Source organism: Leptospira fletcheri (assembly GCF_004769195.1).
GTDB classification, from domain to species: domain Bacteria; phylum Spirochaetota; class Leptospiria; order Leptospirales; family Leptospiraceae; genus Leptospira_B; species Leptospira_B fletcheri.
The window spans coordinates 513,160-532,944 of record NZ_RQET01000004.1 but is presented as its reverse complement, the minus strand read 5'-3'; the positions used below and the strand labels follow the sequence as shown (position 1 = coordinate 532,944).

The following is a 19,785-nucleotide window of genomic DNA, read 5'->3' as shown; positions in this document are numbered from 1 at the left end:
GAATCAGGAAAAGTCCAGATCTAAACCTTCCAGTTTAAGTACTTCCAAAGCGTTGCTGGATTGGACGACCCCGTTCCTGATTTTATAGTCGAAACTCATTTTTCCGTCCTTTATCTCTTCCCGAAAATGTCTTAGTTCCAGCCCTTCGAGTCCGGCCAATTCCAGATCGTGGGTCGTAACGATTCCGAATACTTTCGATTTTTTTAAAGTTTTCAGGATTCCTTTGCACGCGAGAGTTCTCTCCCGCGAATTCGTCCCTTTCAGGATTTCGTCCAGCAAGACCAAGTGTTCCACGCCGGTATCGGAAACCTCGGACAAAATTTTTGCCAATCGCCTGACTTCCGCATAGAAGAAAGAGATTCCTTTTTCCACGGAGTCTTCGTTTCGAACGCTTGAATGAACTTCCAGTAGCGGAAGATTACACTCGGAAGCGGGAACAGGTCCGCCCGACATGGCAAGGATTCCGCAGATTCCGGCGGATCGAAGATACGTAGTCTTACCCGACATATTGGATCCCGTTAAGAGAAATATATCTCCGGGAGAAACCTTCTCCAAATCGTTCGGTACCCGTTTTTCGGCTTGGATCAACGGATGCACCAAGGCCTTTGCTTCCAATTTTGCCGACTCGGATTTTCCGAGAATATTCGGAAAAGAGAAAGTAGGTTCTAGCCACTTGAGATTCGCGAGAGGAAGAATCGAATCCAATTCCGCAAGATCGGAGAAAGCGGACGCGATCCTGCTTCCCCAACGTTTCCACCAGCGATCATATCTTTTCCAAAGCCACAAATCGAAGAGAAAAAGGAAATTCAGGCTGCTATGCGGAAGAGGAGCTTGGAAAAATGCCGCGCGATTTGCTATTCTTGTGAATTCGTTCCAACAGAGTTGGAATTCCTGCGGAGACCAATCCGAAAAGAATTTTTTTCCTGAACTGCCGGCAAGATTCGAACGTATCGCGTAATTCAAGATTTTTCCCAATCTAGGAAGAGACTCGGACTGCTTGGCTAGGGAACGAATCATATCCAGTGAAGTTCCACGATAGAATCCGAATAAGGATAAGTTCAATAGAAACAGACCGAAACCCCAAGTCTTTCCCCCTAGCAAAGCTCCTAAAACGACAATCCAGTTAAAGGCGACCCAGAAAGGAAAAACGGCGCGAACAATCCTTCCCCTCTCCCCGAAGGCGCCGGTCCAAAATTCGTCGGGACTTTGACGGAATAAATCGGAAGGAGGACTTCCTTTTTCTTCCGTCGAATCTTTCGAATCTTTTTTGAAAAGAGAAGGAATGTAGGAAGGTAAAGATTCTTCCTTTTTCTCTTCGAGTTCCGGTAAGGATGCTTCGTAAAGCTTGAACAGTCGTAAAAGTTTTTGGACTGTAGGCAATCTTTTGGAAAGTTTCAAAACGGAAGATTGTCTTTCCCGCGAAGTAAGTACCCGCTTCGGTTCCAAAAAATAAGATAGAAAGCGTATTTGACCCTCGGATGTGGAAGCGGTATCGATCCGCGAAAATATCCCGCTTTCTCCTAAAAAATCCAAATCTTTGGTCCATGTAGGGAGATCCCTCTGCCCGGAAAGATTGCGGTACAATTCCCGCTTTATCCGCGGATATTCCCCTGGAGTTAAGGTCAGCCTTGCCTTCTGCTCCTCCAAAAACCGGATCCAGAGACTTAGGCGATCTTTCTTGTCCTTTCTTGCCTGGTACATTCCAAGCAATCGGTAAAATGCGGCCAAAAAGAGGACAGAGGGAAGATAATAAATTTCGGAAGTAGGCCTGAGTAGATATGCGGTTAGAATCCAAAGGAAAAAAGCCGCGAATGAGAAAAGCCTCAGTGTGGATAGGTTACGGAGTTTTCTTTCTTCGAAAGTAAGAAGTTTTGAGATTCGGGTTTTTCTCCTTTCTACGGAGAGAACCCGGGCCGAGATATTCATACAGCTGCCGAAACGTTCTCGTAATTTTCGGATTCGCGGCGATACAGCTCGTGGTCCAATAAGCGGACCATGGAGCCGAGGTCATTCATAACCCATCTGGATACGATTCGCCCACGGTCTTTTCCGCGGAATTTATCCACGTACACGTAGCCGAATAAGTCGGTTCCGTACTCGTAAACTACGTATCTCCCCGACCTTCGTCCCGTTCGATTTTCCAGACGAATCTGCATTTTAACCGTTTTTATCCGGTACTTTCTTATCGTACAAGAAAAAAAAACCTCAAGTATTTTGTAAATCCCCCGAAGTACAGTTCAGGGAAAGGCTCCTCTTCCACGGACGGATCGACGGACCTTCTCACTTTTCCACCCGAAGGGTCGCACGGAGGCGATTTATGTTGTATTCGGAAATGGATCCGGATCTCCGGAGTTCTTTTGCCAAGGTCAGTGGAATCTTCGCAAATCTGACGGATGACACCGCTTTACCTACCTCGGGTTTAAAAGCGGGAAATCTACTGGATACGAAACAAATGAAAAAACTGAACGAAATCCGTAAAAGAAGAATTAATTCCAGTCAGTGGAAACATTTCCAGAAAGACTGATAGAATAAAAAAGCCTTCCGATCGGAAGGCTTTTTTCATATTACTCTTCTTCCGAAATCAATATTTCGTTTTCGTAGAAGGAAGCTTCACGTTTAGAATCACGTCCACTTCCGTCACTTCTCCTTCCTTGACGACGAGATTCGAATTGTTCAAATTCAAATCCTCCGCAAAAGAAGCCTTGATTTCGTATTCTCCCGGTTTCAGGTTCGTAAACCAGAAGTTTCCGCTCTGATCCGTATTTAGTTTCTGGATCCCTGTTACGCTCGAAATCGTTGGCATATAAATCGGCTGATTGATTACCGGGTTGTCCAAAGTCTGGTAAAAGACCTTGCCGCGTATCGCGCCGAAACCGGACATAGAAGTCACTACTTCCATTTCGTTCTTTTTGTTCGGAATCACTGCCTGCGTTTTTTGAATCTCCGGATAATCATCCGCCTGAATCGTTATCTTATGAACGCCTGCGGGAAGGTCCTTCAAAGTAAGCGTATAAATCGCTCCGGAAACCAATTTGCCCATTTTTTTGACCGAACCCCAATATGCGGAAGACTCGGTCGAGATTTTGGTTTCGTACTCCTTATCGTCGATCAATACTTTCACGGAACGATTCCCTTTTCTCTTCTTACCTGTCGTTAAACGTATATCGGGTGGAAGATCTGACACTCCGTAAGCCCTGTCCTGTATGATCGTCGTCTTGATCACCAGATCCCCTTTCGAATTCGTCGGAACTACGGGCGGCTCTTGCGGGGTCACTACAGGCGTTACCGGATTCGGCTTGGGAGGATCCACATCGGGAGTTACCGTAGGATTGACCGGAGGTTTGGTGGGTTCCACCGCAGGAGGAGGTTCGGGTTTCTTCTCCCCAGCCAACAGGATTCCTGACGCGTTTCCCGATACCTGTGGTACCTGTTCATGGTCGAATTTCTTGGCCATTGCGGCCGTATCGTCCCTGGAAACGAAAAACGCTTCCAATGCGGTAACCACATTATCGTGATTCAAATCCGCGGTAGAAAGCGCTTTTCCGAACGTATATGTAAAGATTCCGTGATTGATATTTCCGCCCACTTCTATTGCGGTCTGATTATCGTCCGCAGAGGAAATGATCGCCTTATCCTGGAAATAGAAGTCCTGAGGATCTTGGCGGACCGTTCCATCACTCCCTTGCGGAATCGGAACGGGTGCGGCTCCTCTAGTCGATCTTCCTTTTTTGGTAATCCCGCCCGAAAAACAACAGTCGAAGACGAATACAGTTTTAGGGGACTTGATATCGCTCAGATAATCGTTCAGCTCATCGTCGCTCAAATGTGGACGGTCATAGCAAATGATGAAATTCCGCATTCCATTCTTGGCGTTCGCATCTCTTTGAAAAGCTCCGTGTCCGGAGAAATAGAGAAAGACCGTGTCATCGGATTTCGCACGAGAAGAGAGCGCTTTAATCTCTTTCTGAATATTATCCTTCGTGACGTCCTTTCCGAGAATGATCTTAATATCGTCGAACTTGCCAACGCGTCTTATTTCGTCGTGAAGATACTTAGCGTCGGCTTCGCAAAGGTTAAGTTCTGGAATCCCCGCTTTGTTTCCTTTATAGTTCGAGCCGAAGATGAGTCCGAATCTTCTCTGCGCAAATACGTCCGTTGAAAACAGAAAAAGAGAGATTCCGATTGCTGAAATTAAGGATTTCAATCCGAGCCTCCTGGCTTGAGTGGTCCTAAAAATAGCAAAATCAAAAGGTTTGTCATTATTTTTTTGCCTTTATGGAGGTTCTTTGTTCGAGCAAAATGGCGGATAAAAGACGATTTTTGCGAAAATTTCCGTAGTAAAATCGGGAGGGTGATAGAAGGGGACTGCCGCGGGTAGGACCGCGCTATTTTGATATCCCGTATTTTCGAATCCTGAAAATAAAAAAGCCGGAGATTTTAAGCTCCGGCTTCCAAAAAACAGAATTCTTGAATTCTTATTTACCGAGCCACTTCATCATGCTGCGCAATTTCTTTCCGACACCTTCGATCGGATGGTTGGCGTTCTTATCCCGCATTTTATTGAATTCAGGATATCCCGCTTTGGTCTCCGCAATCCAGGCTTTCGCGAATTTGGCTCCCTTATCCTTTTGGATATCGTTCAAGACGTCTTTCATTCTGGCTTTTACGCCTGCGTCGATGATACGAGGACCGGAAACGTAATCCCCGTATTCCGCGGTTCCGGAAATTGAGTAGCGCATACGAGCCAATCCGCCTTCGTAAATCAGGTCCGTAATCAGTTTCACTTCGTGAAGACATTCGAAATACGCGATCTCAGGATCATACCCCGCTTCGGTTAATGTTTCGAATCCCGCCATAATCAGATTGGATAGTCCACCGCAGAGAACGACCTGCTCTCCGAATAGGTCCGTCTCAGTTTCTTCGCGGAAAGACGTCTCGAGAATTCCCGCACGACCACCGCCTACTCCTGCAGCGTGAGCCAGAGCGCGCTTTTTAGCCTCGCCGGTCGCATCCTGATTAACCGCGATTAAGCAAGGAACACCGCCTCCTTCCACATAAACGCGACGAACGAGATGGCCCGGACCTTTCGGAGCCACCATATAGACGTCCACATCCTGCGGAGGTTTAATGAATTCGTAATGGATATTGAATCCGTGCGAGAATACCAACGCATCGCCTTTCTTTAAATTCGGCTCGATATCGGCCTTATAAATGTCAGCTTGGATCTCGTCCGGTGCAAGAATCTGAATAATATCCGCTTTTTTGGCCGCTTCCGCGACGGAATACACTTCGAATCCGGCTTCTTGCGCGTCCTTTTTCGATTTAGATCCTTCCTTTAATCCGATAATCACTTTCAGGCCGGAATCTTTCATGTTCTGAGCCTGAGCGTGCCCTTGGCTACCGTAACCGATTACGGCGATCGTTTTTCCTTTCAGAAGGGAAATATCAGTGTCCTGATCGTAGTATAAATTGGCCATCTATGGTACCTCGAATCTACCTTAAGAACCTCCAGAAAAAGCCCGTCTTTTATCAAATGAGACGAAATATTCCGACGTGGAACCGTATCAAAGACGAATCGGAAATTTTCGGGCTTACGCTATGAAGACGACGAGTCGAACCGGCGTCCTAGAGGGTCCTTTTGACAGCACATTGTAAAAAGGCCCATTTCACAACCTAAAATTCCTCAGTAGCCTTTGGATTTGAGAAGCTCGTCCAGTTTCTTGACTCCGGGGCTTTCCTTGTCGATGCTCTGTGCGACTAAAAGAGTGGATCTCGCCTCTTCCCAACGACCTAAAAGTCGATAGTTGTCCGTGAGATTCACTAGGTTAGCGAGTCTCTGAGGTTGGGAGTATCGAACCTTTTCCGCCGATATGCTGGCTTGCGAATAATTTTTCAGATATTTTTGACATATCGAAAGGAGAAACCAGATATTCGGTGAATCCGAATCGAACTTTACATACTCAGCAAAAAGACTCGCGGCTTTTTCGTAATCCTTTTGGTCGTAATAGATCTGTCCGAGAAGCCGGATCGCTTCCTTAAAATCGGGTTCCGATTTGATCGTCTCCTCCAAAAGAACGACGGCGGTGGAGATTTCGTCTTGCTGTAATAGTTCTTTGGCTTCCGAAAATTTTCGGATCGCCGTATCTCCATATTTGCGTTTAGGTTCCGAAGCCGTCGCAACCTCGGTCTCCTGAAAGCCGATCCTGATCAAAGAAAGATCGTCGGTCAATATGCCTAGCCCATGAATATAATTCACGACTCCATCCAGATCCGCTTTAGAGGATTCAACAGCTTTTAAAAATATCGTTTCATCCTCGTTCATCGTCCAGGAGGAATTTCCTTGGGCTACGTTTATATCGTCTCTTCCGTCCGAGCCCACATATATCACGTCCCCGGGTTTCAAAACATATTCTAAAATCTTAAAACTCATCTCGGAAGGAGAACCTAACTTTCTTAAGGTCAGTTCCTTCTCCAAAAAGGAGGATTTTCCGTCCCGAAACAGTACCGTCCAAGGATGTTCGGCGTTGAAATATAACATTCTCCCGGTACGTTCGTTGATCAATCCCAGTACGACGGACGCCATCATCACCCCGTCGAATGTCCTGAATATATCGTCAAGTTCCCGATACGTATCCTGGATCCAATCTTCGGGACTGGATTCCAGGGCTTTTCCTTTTCCCGCCGAACGAGCCATGATATTATTCATCGCCGTGCCCAAAACGATGGCGCCGCCGGCCCCCTGCATGGATTTTCCCATCGCATCACCGTTAACGAAAACGGTCCAACGATCCTTGTCGCTGCCGAAGAGGAGATTTCCGCTGATGCATATATCCCCTCCGATTTCGGAATTCTTATTACGAAAAGTGAATTTCTTTTTCTGTTCTATGTAGAACGCAGTGCTTACGCTTCTCGATTTATTCCAATTGGTCATTAAAGGACGACTCAAAAGGGAGGTCAGATAATAGTCACCGTCTTGTTGGACTTTTAAAGACTGTATCTCCTCCATTTTCTCCGTGACTTCCTTGGTTCTGGATTCCACTTTTTCTTCCAGCGTGTCCGCGTACTCTTCCAGTTTGGTCCTGCCTTCGAGAATGCTCTGGACCATTTTGTTAAACGCATCCGTGAGAAAGCCGATCTCGTCCTGAACTAGTACGGGAATTTTTACGGAAAGATTTCCAAGGTTCACTTCTCCGACACCCTGGATCAGAGTATTCAAAGGGCGCACTAAACTCCGACTGAAAAAAACCGGAAACAAGGTCAGAATGATCAACACCAGGAACAGTGTCAGAATCGCGACCCACCTGTTCGTTTCATCCAGAAAAGTCCGATAGTAGACATAGGGAAAAGCGACCTGAACTATCCTGTCGTTTTCGGTATCGGATATGTAATATGAGTAGAATAGATCGGACAATTTAGGAACGTATTTGGAAGCGTTTTGCGTCGATTTCGGAAGATTGACCGTGGGAATTCTTTTCAGGAAATTTCCCGCACTTTTGTTTTTGACGATATCCTTTAGGGACTCGTCGAGATTCGGTTCGTAGTTTTCCTTTTTGTGAAGTAATTTTGCTCTCTGGGAATTCTTACCTAGAGATATCACATATGCTATCGATGTACCGTCCGATTTTCCCGTGGAAACGAAAGTCAAAGCTTCTTTCAGGCTGATCTCATCATAAAGTGCCTCGTTTCTAATGTTCAAAACGGTGGAGAATCCTTGTGCAAAGACAAGACTGGTGACGACCGTTATTCCGACGATCTTAGTCATGAAAGAAGTCCGATCCACCGTATTATTGATGAATACGATCGTGAGCGAAAAATAACCCACTATCATGAAACCGACATATAGCTGCTGGAACACCTGAAATTTTATATAGCCTTCACGCAATAGCAAATTGGAAAAAACGGGTACGAGATAGGTAACTCCGATAGCGATCGACATTTGAATCAGCGCTTTCTTTTCTTCTCCGGAACTTTGCACGATTTTCCTGATTTGAATGACGAGCATCGATACCAAAAATCCGATCATTACTATCGCAAGTATACCGCCGACGCCGGCGGGATACGTGTATATCTGGCCTTGAAAATCGAAAATCGGATCATGAGTTAAAATCTGATAATACGAATAAATGACCGCGACTAGGGAGATGGAAGACAAAATGCCTAGCACGATTTTCGCTTCCTTCGGTCGGTCGTTCCGAGGATACAAATAGGAAAACACACAAAGGAAAATCGTCCCGAACGCTGCTCCGGGACCGGTCAGCATTCGATGAAATGCACCGTTAGGATACGGGAATATCGCAGAGATAAAAAATCCCAAATTTACGATAAAGACCAACAGGAACAGTACGGAAAAAGACCCGGTATAACTCGCCTTGTTTTTTAACGCAGCGAGATAGACGAAAATGATGAGAGTAAATATGCAGCAGATAAGAGTGGAAATCGCCCAAGAATCGAAAAACAACATCGACCCACGGTTTTAATCGGCTAAAGGGAAAATGCAAGGAGAAATTCCTTTCGAAATGATCCGCAAGACAAAAGGAATCGTTGCAAGAAGCCAAAAGAAAAAGTCTTCTCTTTAATTCACCGAGCTTTCTTGGAGAGTAAGTACTTCTGCTTCCTTTTCCAAAGTTCGAATCGTTTCGCCGAGAAGTTCGCTTTTATCCAAAAGCGAATCCATGGAACTCTGTAGGGCCGAAACCGCCTGCATCATCGAGCCCGAACCCGAGGCCTGCTCTTTTGACGCAATCTCAATGTCCGAAGAAAGGTCCCGCAACTCGCCTAAGTTGGATAAAAAGCGGTCGTTGACCGTCTTCTGCTTTTCCAGCAATTCACTCAGCTGCGCGAACCGATCCAAGAAATTACCGAACAACGATTCCTGCTGTTGCACTTTTTGCGTCGCTGTCGATGCGGATTTCTGTCCTTCCAAAACGTGTCCCGTACTTTCTTTGATGATCCTAGAGATACGGTCCGCGTTTTCCGAACTGCTTTCGGCTAGCTTGGAAACCTCGACGGCAACAACCGCAAACCCTTTACCCGCCATTCCGGCCCGCGCAGCTTCGATCGACGCGTTTAAGGAAAGCAAGTTCGTACGATCCGCCACGTCGGACATGATCTGATTCACTTCCCCGACGGAGCGAAAGGAATTTCCGAGCGAATCCAGAGATTGACGAAGCGCTTCGACAAAAGCGCTAACTTCCTTGCTCGCAGATAAAACGATCTCCATGTTCTTGTTCAATTGGGAGGAATTGCTGTCGATCTTTTCAATCAAATCATGTAGGTTACCGCTTTCACCGAGCAAACCTTCGATGCGTAACAACTGATTTCGGACCGTCCCCGCAGAGTGCTCGGTCTGCGCCAGGAATTCCTCCATCGTCGAACTGATTTGCTCGAAAGAAGCCGCATGACTGCTGACCACTTCCGATAATTCTCCCGAAAACTCCCGTAGTGTTTTCGAATTCCGTCTGAGGGAGCTGGCTGAGATGGTCATTTTTTCCCTTTCCGTTTCCAGTTCCATTCTGGCACGTTCGGCGGCGATCGACTTTTCCTCCTCCGCATCCTTTAGTCGCATAAATATGGAAATTAAAGTTCGGACGATGAACACTACAACGATCAAAAAGGCCGTTTTCGTGAACTGTTCGGAGATGGGAGCGTATCCTGGAAGATTTACTATCTTGGGATCTTCCGTAAAAATTACTCCGGTCAGCTTGGCGTTGAAGATAATGATCAATTGCGCAACCACGGAAGACAATCCGGTCCATATCACAAACGAAGTGGATAGGAGAAGTCCGGAATATATTATATAAATCACATATATTGTGAATAATACGATTTGCCGAATCACTACCGACGCACGTTTGGGGTCTTCGAACGTGGCGCCTATCATCACTAGCGTAAGCACTACCACGTCTACCAATACGAATGCTTTTCCTAAAACTGGGGAAACTCCACCGCCGAATCGGTTTTTGTAAAAGGAGTAAAGGGTATACAGAACCATGGCTGAAGTACCCGCGATGTACATCGTATTTTGAGTCGTCGTGCTAAGCTTATAGCCGATCGCAATCGAAGCAAAATAAAGAAAAATTAATCCAAATCGTATCCGGTTGATCGTGATCGGTCCTGTAGCCGCAATCTTCTCGGCCCCGGTTTGATTCGACATAGTGCCCGTTCCCCAGTAATTTATTTACATTACTTACAGGAGATTTAGAATAGGAAATAGGTCAGAAAGCGACACTTTTTTGCTGAACGACCGTGGAAAATTCGCCGCAAAAGAAAGGAACGTTACAACATTTTAACGTTTCATGAAAAATATATGGAGCAGAGAATATGTCCGAGTATCGTATTCAATTAAATTGGAAAAAAGGGCCGGAAGAGTTTAAGTACGAAACTTATGATCGAACCCATTTCATTCGCTTCGGAGGAGGACAAGAAATCAGAGGATCGTCAACTGCCTCTACTTTCGGGAAAGAGGAATACGCGAATCCGGAGGAAATCATCGCAGCTTCCTTATCTAGTTGTCACATGTTAACGTTTTTGGCGGTCGCCGCCAAAAGAAAGTACATAGTGTTGGAATATTCCGATACTGCGATATCCACCCTGGACAAAAACGAGAACGGAAAACTTGCGATCGTTAAAATCGACATCCATCCCAAAACCAAATTCGCTCAGGAAAACTTCCCGACTGAAGAAGAACTCAAAACCCTACACGAGCTTGCCCATAAGAGTTGTTTTATAGGAAATTCCATCAAGGCGGAAGTAATCATTCATCCGAGTCTTGAATAGCTTCTCTTTAGATGTGCTTCTCCTCAGCTTCCGGCTTTTTGTCCGTGTAAGTGCGCAACACATCTTTGATTTTTAGGATCGCTTCGTTATCAGGGTCCAATCTGAGAGCGGACTGGGTCATTACCATGGCCCTGCTGTAGTTCTTTAAGGCGATGTAAATTTGAGCGAGGTTCATCAGATTTTTAAAATGGTCCGGCTCTCTTAAAAGCAGCCTTTCCCCGAAGTCCAGAGCTTTTCTAAGTTGACCCGCTTTTCTCGCCGCGTACGAAGCTACATACAGGATTTCCTTATCCACCGGTTTAATATTCAGATAATCCTCCGCATAACGGGCGGCTTTCGTATAATCCTTCATCTTTAAAAACAGGCGGACGAAATTCTTTTTTACCTCGGGGATTCTGCTATTCAAAGATTCCGCCTGTTCCAAGTAGGAAATCGCCTCATCGATCTCTTTGTTTTGCGAAGTCTCTTTCGCCTTTTTAAGAAGCTCCCGGACTTTTCCCTTTTGCTCTTCCTCTATCCTTCTTTGCTCGGGATCCGATTCCTTAAAAGAAAGACGGATCAACGAAAGGTCGTCGGTAAGATTTCCCTTGGATAATATACCGGAGTAGATTTCTTTTAAATCTCCTTTCGCCTCCTCTACGGTGCGTAAAAAAAGGCGTTCGTCGTCGTTAATGATCCTAGCTCCTTCGGCATCGACGCCTAAAAGAATGTCATCCCGTCCATCAGATCCAGCTATGATCACGTCTCCAGTTTCAAGCTGGAACGTCTTGATGAAAATTCGCCCTTCCATTCCGGTAGTGCCCAACTTGCGGAACATCAGTTCGTCTTCGATAAAACTGGCTATTCCATCCCGATACAGAACAGTCCAAGGATGCTCTGCATTAATAAAATATAATACTCCAACCTCGTCGTCGATCAGACCGACCACGGAAGACACGAGCATGGAGCCGTCAAAACTCTCAAATACCTTATGGAGTTCCGTAAACGCGTTCTTGAGCCAACGTTCCGGAGATTGGGTCCGCATGGATTCCACGATCCTAGTTCTTTCGATGATGGATTCGAATACGGCACCGAGAACCAACGCTCCTCCTGCTCCTTGCATGGATTTTCCCATCGCATCGGCATTCAAAAAGACCGTATAAGATCTCCCTTGGAGATCGATATGATTCGAAATATTGAGATCCCCTCCGATCTCGTCCTTATATCGCCTGAAAGTGAACTTCTTTTTCTGCTCCATCAGAAAATCCACTTTGACGTTCTCTTGGTTGGCCTTATTAGCTCCTAGAGGCTTGATCAACAGAGACGTGAGGAAATAATCCCCGTCCTGTTGCTGCTTCAACTCGCGAACTTCGTCGAGAGTCTGCTCCAATTCCTTGGTTCTTTCTTTTACTTTTTCCTCAAGTTCGTTCGCGTATTGCTCTAGTCGTTTTCTTGCCGCTTGGATGGACCTGGCCATCCTGTTAAAGGAACGGGCGATAAAGCCTATTTCATCCTCGACACGCGGAGTAAGACGATAATCCAGATTTCCCGAATTCACCTCGGTCAATCCGACGACCACTTCGCTCATCGGAACGATCAAGGCGAATTGAAAAAAGAATCGGAATCCAATCGATACAATCAGGATGACGGCGATGAGAGAAGTCACCAAAACCAGAGAAGGATCGTGTAAAAACTCCCTCAAAGATTTATAATCGAAACCGACTTCGTAGATTTTTCCGTTTTCCGGATGGACGAAAAAATAAGAAACGTAAAAGATCGGCTTTTCTTCGCCGTAATTATAGAACTTCGTTCCGCGATAAATTCTCTCCCCGGGCTCCCGAATTAAAGCTAAAGAGGAAAGAACGTTTTTAGCCACCTCTTCGGAGGATTTTCCAGCCAAGATTTGCTTTTCGGTTCCGGTCCTTACCTTCTCTAAAAGTCCGGAAACTCCGATCTCGTTCGACTGGAGCAATTTGGAAACGGCTTCACGATCCGTTTTATTGGGAAAGTGTGAAAATTTACTTCGAATCACAGATAAGTTTTTTCGAATATTCTTAAAAAGGGAACTTATCTCTTCGTCCGAAACGTTCTTATCTCCTTTGTCCGCTAAAAATTGTCGAACTGCTTCCCGGTAGCCGTAAAATTCTCTCGGAGAACTTTCCAGGATCTCCTTGGATTTTTCCCAACGTTTCTTGGCGGGCAAGCTCCCCAATCCGGTCAACCGACTATAAAAATGAAAAAACCGGATTTCCGTCTTATCTTCCTCGACGAACCTGGGGTCCTTCAGACCTTTTTCGGTAGTAAAGGAATCTTCCGAAGGATCGTAGGAAATTTCATATGCAAAACCGGAAGGCTTTTCTCCTTCCATCACCACCAATTTCGATTCTCTGATTTTGATCTGATCGAAAGAGGATTCGTAACCGTTTAAAATCGCATAACCTACAAGTTGGAATACCAGCAAAAAAGTTGCCATCGTGATTCCGACGATCCTGCTGAGAATGGTGGTACGTTCCTTCGTAGTATTTACGTACACCACCAATATCAAGAATAGTCCCGTAACGAGACCTAAGTCCGCTACTTGTTGATAAAGGGCGCGTGAAATAGATCCGTCCCGACTCAGAGCGTTTGCCACTCCCGGAAAGATAGTTATTACACAGTATGAAAGTATGATATATATTACGGACCTGCGTTCTCTTCCTTTCTCGCTGATCGCTCTCCAGATTCCCGCGATCAGAAATAGCAGGTTATACGTCAGAACGACCAAAGAGAATATCTTATAGAACTGATGTGTTTCAAAATCCCAATAATGGCTTCCCATTACGAAAGTTCGAACGGATTGCATGGAGGCGACTATGTAGTAACCCGTCATTATGGCTACGCCTAAGTATGATGCGGCATAGACGGACAGGCCTAGTTTCACCTTCTTTGGTTGGGGAAAATAAAAGAAAAAGATCAAAAGCTGCGTATAGCCTATCATCGGAGTTGGAATAACGATCCATCGATGAAATATCGACCATTCGTCGTAAGAAAGGAACCCGATCGCATAACCTAAATGAAAGACGAATGTGGATAAGGCGGATAAACCTAAATGAAAAGCAGCCTTACTTCTATCCTTGATCGTAAGAAAGAACAGCGAAACATAAAGCGCAAATAAAGACGCTAGTAAGGAGCCGAAAAAATAGAAATTAAGATATATGTGATCCATAAAAGGGCGGTCTGAGAAGAATTCGATCAAAACGACTCACGTCAAGGAAAATAGTTTTTGCCTAAGACCGCGAACGGACCGAGCCGCCTAACGGTTTTCTCGGCGTAGTCCTAAAGAGGATCCGTAATCTTTATGTCAAAAGAATTCTAAATAAATGACGAATATTCCCGTAAAAAACTACACCTTCTTGTAATTATAACTAGTTCCGAATTTAATCGGCAATCGAATCCTGACCTCCCCAGCAAAGATATTTTAGTTCCTGGTATTCTTCGATTCCGTATCTAGATCCTTCGCGACCGATTCCGGATTCTTTCACTCCTCCGAAAGGAACTTGCTCCGTGGAAAGCAAACCCTCGTTTATGGAAACCATTCCCGCTTCTATAGATTCGCTGAACCTCCAAATTCTCGCCGGGTCAGTCGTATAGAAATAAGATGCGAGACCCGTTTTACCCGAATTAACGATTCGAACCGCGTCTTCCTCAGTTTTAAAGCCGAGAACCGGAGCTAAGGGACCGAATGTTTCTTCTTGGAAACAGAGCGAATCCTCGGACACACCGGTAATTACTGTAGGTTCGTGAAAATTTCCGCCGAGAGGATGAGGCTTTCCTCCGATCAGGATTTTTCCTCCTCGGGAACAGGCATCTTCGATATGCTTTCTCAGTTTCGTAAAACCGATGGAATTGATTAAAGGTCCTTGTTGCACGCCATCCTCAAAGCCGTTACCCACTTTCAATTTCGAAACCTCTTCTACAAGCCGCGCGGTGAATTCGGGAAGAACGGATTGTTCCACCAAAAATCGGTTCGCACACACGCAGGTTTGACCGGTATTCCGAAATTTCGATAACATCGCTCCCTTTACGGCTTCTTTTAGATCCGCATCCGAAAATACGACGAAAGGAGCGTTGCCTCCCAATTCTAAAGAAACCCGCTTAACGCTTTTAGCAGCCTTTTCCAAAAGCATCTTCCCTACTCTTGTGGAACCCGTAAAACTGATCTTTCGTACGAGAGGACTTTCTAGAAATTCGTTCGCGATCGGTTCCGGGTCCCCCGTCAAAATCTGGAATGCGCCGGGTGGAAACCCCGCTTCTTGAGCCAGAACGGCGAGAGCCAGTGCGGAAAAAGGAGTGAGCTCCGACGGTTTCGCAATCACAACGCATCCTGCCGCTAAAGCCGGTCCAGCCTTCCTCGTGATCATAGCGCTCGGAAAATTCCAAGGAGTTAAAATTGCGGAAACTCCGACGGGTTCCCTTAAAGCAAGCAAACGCAATTCCTGCCGGTGCGTCGGTATTACATCTCCGTAAGTTCTCTTAGCTTCCTCTCCGAACCATTCCAGAAAAGAGGCCGCATATTCGATTTCCCCCTTGGATTCCGACAAAGGTTTTCCCTGCTCCCAGGTCATGATCTTCGCAAGATCTTCCTTATGAAGGTGCATCAGATCCGCCCAATTTCTTAAAAGTTTGGCTCTGTACTTGCCGGTCGTTTTTGCCCAACGCCGTTGTTCCGCTTCGGCAAACTCGATCGCCTCTCGAGTCTCTTCTCTCGAAAGATTCGGAACTGTGCCGATCTCTCCTCCACTTGCAGGATCCATGACTCGGATTCTTTTTTCCGAAGATTGCTGCCAATGGCCCGCGTAAAAGGAGGAAGTCCTGAAAAGCGAAGTATAAGCTAAACTAGGATCGTTCATAAGAAATGCGAATATTCCTTTCTAATAGTTGATTAGAGAGTTGATTGGACTCTAGTTCGGAAAAAAAGTTAATTTTTTTTCCCCAAAATTATTAAAAAAAAGGAATTATTTTAATAATTAATAGTTAACTAACTTAATTATCTGAATTGAATTCTGAATCGCTCGGTAAAAGGGTGGTATTATGAGAAAAAAACATCGGCGTTTATTCATCGCATTATTTTTCTTCACGCCCTTCGTAGTCGATCTGGACGCGGTTACGGTTCTGACTACGGGCGGTCGCAGTTTCGAACGAGTCACCGTCGAAAAAGAAACGGAAACGGAGATCGAAATCGTCGATAAAGACGGAGTCGTCTATCGAATCCGTAAGGACCGGATCAAACAAATCACTCCGGATGCCAAGGAAGGTCCGGCGGAATTCACCACCGACGAGAGTGTTCCGACTGGAGCGGTAAAAAAAGATTCCCCTGCGGAATCTCTACCAGAACATTCCTTCCTTCTTTCCCAATCCGTTTCCAATGACGGTGCGTTTCAGGGTGTGGATCTATTCGGAGAACGGCAAGCAAGACGAAACGGGACGAAATACAAGGATTTTTATCAAGCTTACTTTATGACCACTAGCGTAGACCTATTAGGTCTGCCGAAACAATTCAAGCTCGGTTTAACCGTCATGGATCCATTGGTCGATCGGTCCAATACCGATGCGGACAATCGTTTCCAATCTACGCCGGGCGGCCCGGATCAATCCTACCTGATCAACCAATCTTTGGCCACAGGAACTTTACAGTACGATCCGAATCAGGTCAAAACTAGAAAGGAAAAGAACGGGCTCTTCGATTACCTTTTCACACGTGCGATGTACGAGCATGAAACGAAGATGGGCGCTTTTTCCGCAGGCTTTCTTTTTATAAACGCGAACGACCCTATATATGTGATGCGTGGATATTGGGTCGTAGGCTGGAGACCCCCATTTCTACAATGGTTGAATCCTCAATTTTCGGCGAACAACAAAATGTTAAACGACTACGGCGGCATTTTTCAGGGAACCCACAACTATCGACTTTCCTTAAGTCACGAATTCTTTAAAGGAGAGACGTTTCGAATCACCCCGAGCTTAGTGATCGGATATGCCGACGTAAACGACAACATAGATAGGAAAAAAGGAGTCAGCGATATCAGTCCGAGATTGCAGTTCGACTACGGAAAATTTTTCTTCGCCCTGAACGCGATGTACCGTGCGACTCCGGCCTTGGTGGATAACGAGATATATACTCCTAGCGCGGGCGTTTATCCGGATACGAATCCGAATGATGGAAAGACGACGGATCCTTCCAAGGTATACGGATATAAGAACCAATTCATAGTGAATTATCTTACCTCCATTGCGCCGAACGAGTTCGTAAGAAGAGGACTGATAGAGCACTACCAGCAGCAGCATATCGTGCATTTTATATTTTTCTATAATATAGGATATACGATCCGGATCTGAAAAATGCGGAGAGTGAACGTTTGTTCTCTTTTTAATCGGAGAAACTCTTCACAGGAAGTTGTTTGCTAGAATCATTTTCCGACTTGACCTTCGACCATGAGGCGGATTCAATCTAGTCTCCTTCTTACCGATCGGTATTGTACAAGAATTGGAGACTGCCCATGGTTGATTTACCTAAAGTTTGCGTCATCGGAGCCGGTTCTAGCGGAATCACCGTATGCAAATCTCTCCAGGACAAAGGGATTCCTTTCGATTGCTACGAAAAAGGGAGCGATATAGGCGGAAACTGGCGTTTCAATAACGACAACGGAATCAGTAACATATATAAATCCTTACATATCAATACTCATCGGGACAGAATGGAATATAAGGATTATCCCATGCCGAAATGGTATCCGGATTATCCGAATCATGAACCGATCCAAAGATACTTTTCCGATTACGTGGATCATTTCGGACTTCGAAAAAACATGATCTTTAAAAACGGAGTATCGAAGGTCGAACCTCAGGAAGACGGAACGTATCTTGTCTCGACCGACAAAGGAATCAGGAAATATTACGATGCGGTTATCGTCGCGAACGGACACCACTGGTCTCCTCGCTGGCCGGAACCGAATTTTCCGGGTAAATTCAGCGGAAAGATCATCCATTCCCACGATTATGTGGATCCGGAGAAGCCCGTACGACTGACCGGAAAGAAAGTGGTAATCCTCGGTATGGGTAATAGCGCCATGGACATTTCCGTAGAGCTGAGCCGGCCCGGAGTCTCGGCGAAAGTTTTCCTAAGTTCCAGAAGAGGCGCTTGGATCATTCCGAATTATCTGTTCGGAAAACCCCTGGACAAATCGACACAACTCATTCCTCCCGGAACTCCGTTTTGGCTCAAAAGAGCCTTGGTGGGTTTTATTTTACGATTGGGAGTAGGAAATATGGAGGATTTCGGCCTACCTAAACCCGATCACGAACCTGGAGAAGCGCACCCGACGATATCTCAAGACATTCTTGTACGCCTAGGAAGAGGGGATATCGTTTATAAACCCGTTATAAAGGAATTTAAAGGAAATATGATTCAATTCGCCGACGATTCGGAGGAGGAAGTGGATGCCGTAATCTACTGCACCGGATACAACGTCCGATTTCCGTTCTTCGATCCGAGTTTCATTTCCGTGGAAGACAACCACCTTCCGTTATTTCATAGAACTTTTAAACCCGGATCGAACAATCTTTTCTTTATCGGCCTGTATCAGCCGCTCGGTGCAATTATGCCTTTGGCGGAATTCCAAGGAAAATGGATCGCGGAATATCTGACCGGAAACTACCAACTTCCGCCGATCCCGGAAATGCAAAGTCAGATCGAAAAATACGAATCCGCAATGCGTAGGCGGTATGTAGCCTCCGCTCGACACACTATGCAGGTGGATTTCGAAGATTTTCTCTATTATATGCAAAAAGAATTGAAAGCGGGAAAAAAGCGTGCTTTAAAATCCGGAAACAACCTTCCGATCAAAGCGAAAGCGCAATTTCGTTCCTCTGCGAGTACTGCTGTTCGGAAAGGGAAAAAACGTACGGGGCAAAGCAAAAAAAGTGCTATGGCAAAGACTTGAAACGGCGGCGGCGCGTTCTCTTTTAGCGGTTCCGAACGAAGTCGTCCGGATTTTCGGCGAGGATCGGAAGCGGGAGCGGTCGTTGGATCCGAAACTTCGGACGATCCTTTTGCTAGCCAAAACGAAGCCGAAATTGGAATCTCTTCCACCGGAAAAGGCCCGAAAATTATTCGCTTATATTTTGAATTTATTCGATTTTCCTAAAGTAGAACTCTCTCGTGTGGAGAATTTTACGATTCCGGGAACTGCCGGTCGAATTCCTGTCCGTCTGTATTCTCCCCATCCGACTTCGGAACCTCTTCCTTGTTTGGTTTACTATCATGGGGGAGGATTCGTGATCGGTAATTTAGAAACTCATGATCTTCCTCTGCGCTACTTAAGCGGTTTGTCTAAATGTGCGATTTTGTCCGTCGATTATCGACTGGCACCAGAGCACCCTTTTCCGGCAGCATGGGAAGACGCATATTCCGCCTATTCCTGGACTCGTAAGCAGGGCAAAGCTATGGGATTGGACGCTAGGATGGTTGCGGTAGGAGGAGATTCCGCCGGAGGAAATCTCGCAGTTTCCATTTATGCGAATGCAAAAAAGGAAGGATTAACTCCTCCGAATTTCCAATTGTTGCTGTACCCTTGGCTGGACTTAAGTCAGGAAAGAAAAAGCGTGGAGGAGTTCGCGGTAGGATACGGTTTGACACGGGACCTTCTTAGATATTTCAAAAAACATACCTTTCCGAACGACAAGGATTGCCGAGACGCTCTAGCGAATCCGATAAACCACACGTCCCTAGCCGGAACCCCGCCTACCTACATTCAGATTGCGGGATTCGATCCTCTTCAGGATGAAGGATTCGCTTATGTGGAAAGGCTCAGAAAAGCTAAAATCTCCGTGGAAGCGAAAGTACTGGAAGGAATGATTCACGGATTTCTAAACTTAGGGGCGAGTGTCCCGGAAGCCAAAAATGCGGTCGTGGATTTGGCGCTTTGGATTCGAAAAAGATTTAAGTTGAAAGGCTGAACCCCGATCAGCGATTTTCGAACACCATCCATCTAC

13 protein-coding genes are annotated in these 19,785 nt (G+C 45.8%); 5 read left to right on the top strand and 8 right to left on the bottom strand.

From position 1 onward, the window contains the following. Positions 1–3: 3 nt before the first annotated feature. Together EHO60_RS05850 and EHO60_RS05845 are read right to left on the bottom strand one after the other, a co-directional pair. Entirely contained in the window at positions 4–1,926 is a 1,923-nt protein-coding gene (locus tag EHO60_RS05850) for a MutS-related protein (protein ID WP_135767217.1), read from the bottom strand. Next, the gene (locus tag EHO60_RS05845; protein ID WP_135767216.1) at positions 1,923–2,156 is read right to left on the bottom strand and encodes a hypothetical protein; all 234 of its coding nucleotides are present in this window, start codon (positions 2,154–2,156) and stop codon (positions 1,923–1,925) included. The genes EHO60_RS05850 and EHO60_RS05845 overlap by 4 nt, the downstream gene beginning before the upstream one ends. Positions 2,157–2,317: 161 nt before the next feature. On the opposite strand from EHO60_RS05845, the gene EHO60_RS05840 reads away from it, so the two are divergent. Then, a complete protein-coding gene (locus EHO60_RS05840; protein ID WP_135767215.1) occupies positions 2,318–2,524 on the top strand; it encodes a hypothetical protein in 207 nt (68 codons plus the stop codon). A gap of 57 nt (positions 2,525–2,581) precedes the next feature. On the opposite strand, the gene EHO60_RS05835 is transcribed toward EHO60_RS05840, so the two are convergent. The 4 genes from EHO60_RS05835 to EHO60_RS05820 form a co-directional block, all read right to left on the bottom strand. After that, a complete protein-coding gene (locus tag EHO60_RS05835; protein WP_135767214.1) occupies positions 2,582–4,204 on the bottom strand; it encodes a caspase family protein in 1,623 nt (540 codons plus the stop codon). A gap of 271 nt (positions 4,205–4,475) precedes the next feature. Beyond that, positions 4,476–5,477: a ketol-acid reductoisomerase gene (gene ilvC, locus EHO60_RS05830; RefSeq protein ID WP_135767213.1), complete on the bottom strand. Its 1,002-nt coding sequence runs from the start codon at positions 5,475–5,477 to the stop codon at positions 4,476–4,478. Positions 5,478–5,683: 206 nt separating this feature from the next. Continuing rightward, entirely contained in the window at positions 5,684–8,461 is a 2,778-nt protein-coding gene (locus EHO60_RS05825; protein ID WP_135767212.1) for a SpoIIE family protein phosphatase, read from the bottom strand. 111 nt (positions 8,462–8,572) lie between these two features. Beyond that, positions 8,573–10,153, bottom strand: coding sequence for a methyl-accepting chemotaxis protein (locus tag EHO60_RS05820; protein WP_135767211.1), 1,581 nt, complete (start codon positions 10,151–10,153; stop codon positions 8,573–8,575). A gap of 167 nt (positions 10,154–10,320) precedes the next feature. On the opposite strand from EHO60_RS05820, the gene EHO60_RS05815 reads away from it, so the two are divergent. Next, the gene (locus tag EHO60_RS05815; protein ID WP_135767210.1) at positions 10,321–10,776 is read left to right on the top strand and encodes an OsmC family protein; all 456 of its coding nucleotides are present in this window, start codon (positions 10,321–10,323) and stop codon (positions 10,774–10,776) included. A gap of 7 nt (positions 10,777–10,783) precedes the next feature. On the opposite strand, the gene EHO60_RS05810 is transcribed toward EHO60_RS05815, so the two are convergent. Both EHO60_RS05810 and EHO60_RS05805 read right to left on the bottom strand, forming a co-directional pair. Continuing rightward, positions 10,784–13,960 (bottom strand): SpoIIE family protein phosphatase, encoded by a 3,177-nt coding sequence (locus tag EHO60_RS05810; protein ID WP_135767209.1) that lies wholly within the window; start codon positions 13,958–13,960, stop codon positions 10,784–10,786. Positions 13,961–14,171: 211 nt separating this feature from the next. Then, positions 14,172–15,644: an NAD-dependent succinate-semialdehyde dehydrogenase gene (locus tag EHO60_RS05805; protein ID WP_135767208.1), complete on the bottom strand. Its 1,473-nt coding sequence runs from the start codon at positions 15,642–15,644 to the stop codon at positions 14,172–14,174. Between the two features lie 181 nt (positions 15,645–15,825). Here EHO60_RS05805 and EHO60_RS05800 point away from each other — a divergent pair, with 181 nt between their 5' ends. The 3 genes from EHO60_RS05800 to EHO60_RS05790 all read left to right on the top strand — a co-directional run bounded on the left by EHO60_RS05800 (position 15,826) and on the right by EHO60_RS05790 (position 19,749). After that, positions 15,826–17,130 carry a hypothetical protein gene (locus tag EHO60_RS05800; protein WP_135767207.1) on the top strand — a complete coding sequence of 435 codons (1,305 nt, stop codon included), beginning with the start codon at positions 15,826–15,828 and terminating at the stop codon, positions 17,128–17,130. A gap of 161 nt (positions 17,131–17,291) precedes the next feature. Then, on the top strand, positions 17,292–18,734 hold the full coding sequence (locus EHO60_RS05795; RefSeq protein WP_135767206.1) for a flavin-containing monooxygenase: 1,443 nt from the start codon (positions 17,292–17,294) through the stop codon (positions 18,732–18,734). Then, on the top strand, positions 18,715–19,749 hold the full coding sequence (locus tag EHO60_RS05790; RefSeq protein ID WP_135767205.1) for an alpha/beta hydrolase: 1,035 nt from the start codon (positions 18,715–18,717) through the stop codon (positions 19,747–19,749). The genes EHO60_RS05795 and EHO60_RS05790 overlap by 20 nt, the downstream gene beginning before the upstream one ends. The last annotated feature ends 36 nt before the right edge of the window (positions 19,750–19,785 follow it).

Coding starts and splice junctions, on each gene's coding strand:
- EHO60_RS05805 (WP_135767208.1), bottom strand. CDS start 15,644: ATGAACGATCCTAGTTTAGCTTATACTTCGCTTTTCAGGACTTCCTCC.
- EHO60_RS05810 (WP_135767209.1), bottom strand. CDS start 13,960: ATGGATCACATATATCTTAATTTCTATTTTTTCGGCTCCTTACTAGCG.
- EHO60_RS05800 (WP_135767207.1), top strand. CDS start 15,826: ATGAGAAAAAAACATCGGCGTTTATTCATCGCATTATTTTTCTTCACG.
- EHO60_RS05795 (WP_135767206.1), top strand. CDS start 17,292: ATGGTTGATTTACCTAAAGTTTGCGTCATCGGAGCCGGTTCTAGCGGA.
- EHO60_RS05815 (WP_135767210.1), top strand. CDS start 10,321: ATGTCCGAGTATCGTATTCAATTAAATTGGAAAAAAGGGCCGGAAGAG.
- EHO60_RS05820 (WP_135767211.1), bottom strand. CDS start 10,153: ATGTCGAATCAAACCGGGGCCGAGAAGATTGCGGCTACAGGACCGATC.
- EHO60_RS05850 (WP_135767217.1), bottom strand. CDS start 1,926: ATGAATATCTCGGCCCGGGTTCTCTCCGTAGAAAGGAGAAAAACCCGA.
- EHO60_RS05825 (WP_135767212.1), bottom strand. CDS start 8,461: ATGTTGTTTTTCGATTCTTGGGCGATTTCCACTCTTATCTGCTGCATA.
- EHO60_RS05840 (WP_135767215.1), top strand. CDS start 2,318: ATGTTGTATTCGGAAATGGATCCGGATCTCCGGAGTTCTTTTGCCAAG.
- ilvC (WP_135767213.1), bottom strand. CDS start 5,477: ATGGCCAATTTATACTACGATCAGGACACTGATATTTCCCTTCTGAAA.
- EHO60_RS05845 (WP_135767216.1), bottom strand. CDS start 2,156: ATGCAGATTCGTCTGGAAAATCGAACGGGACGAAGGTCGGGGAGATAC.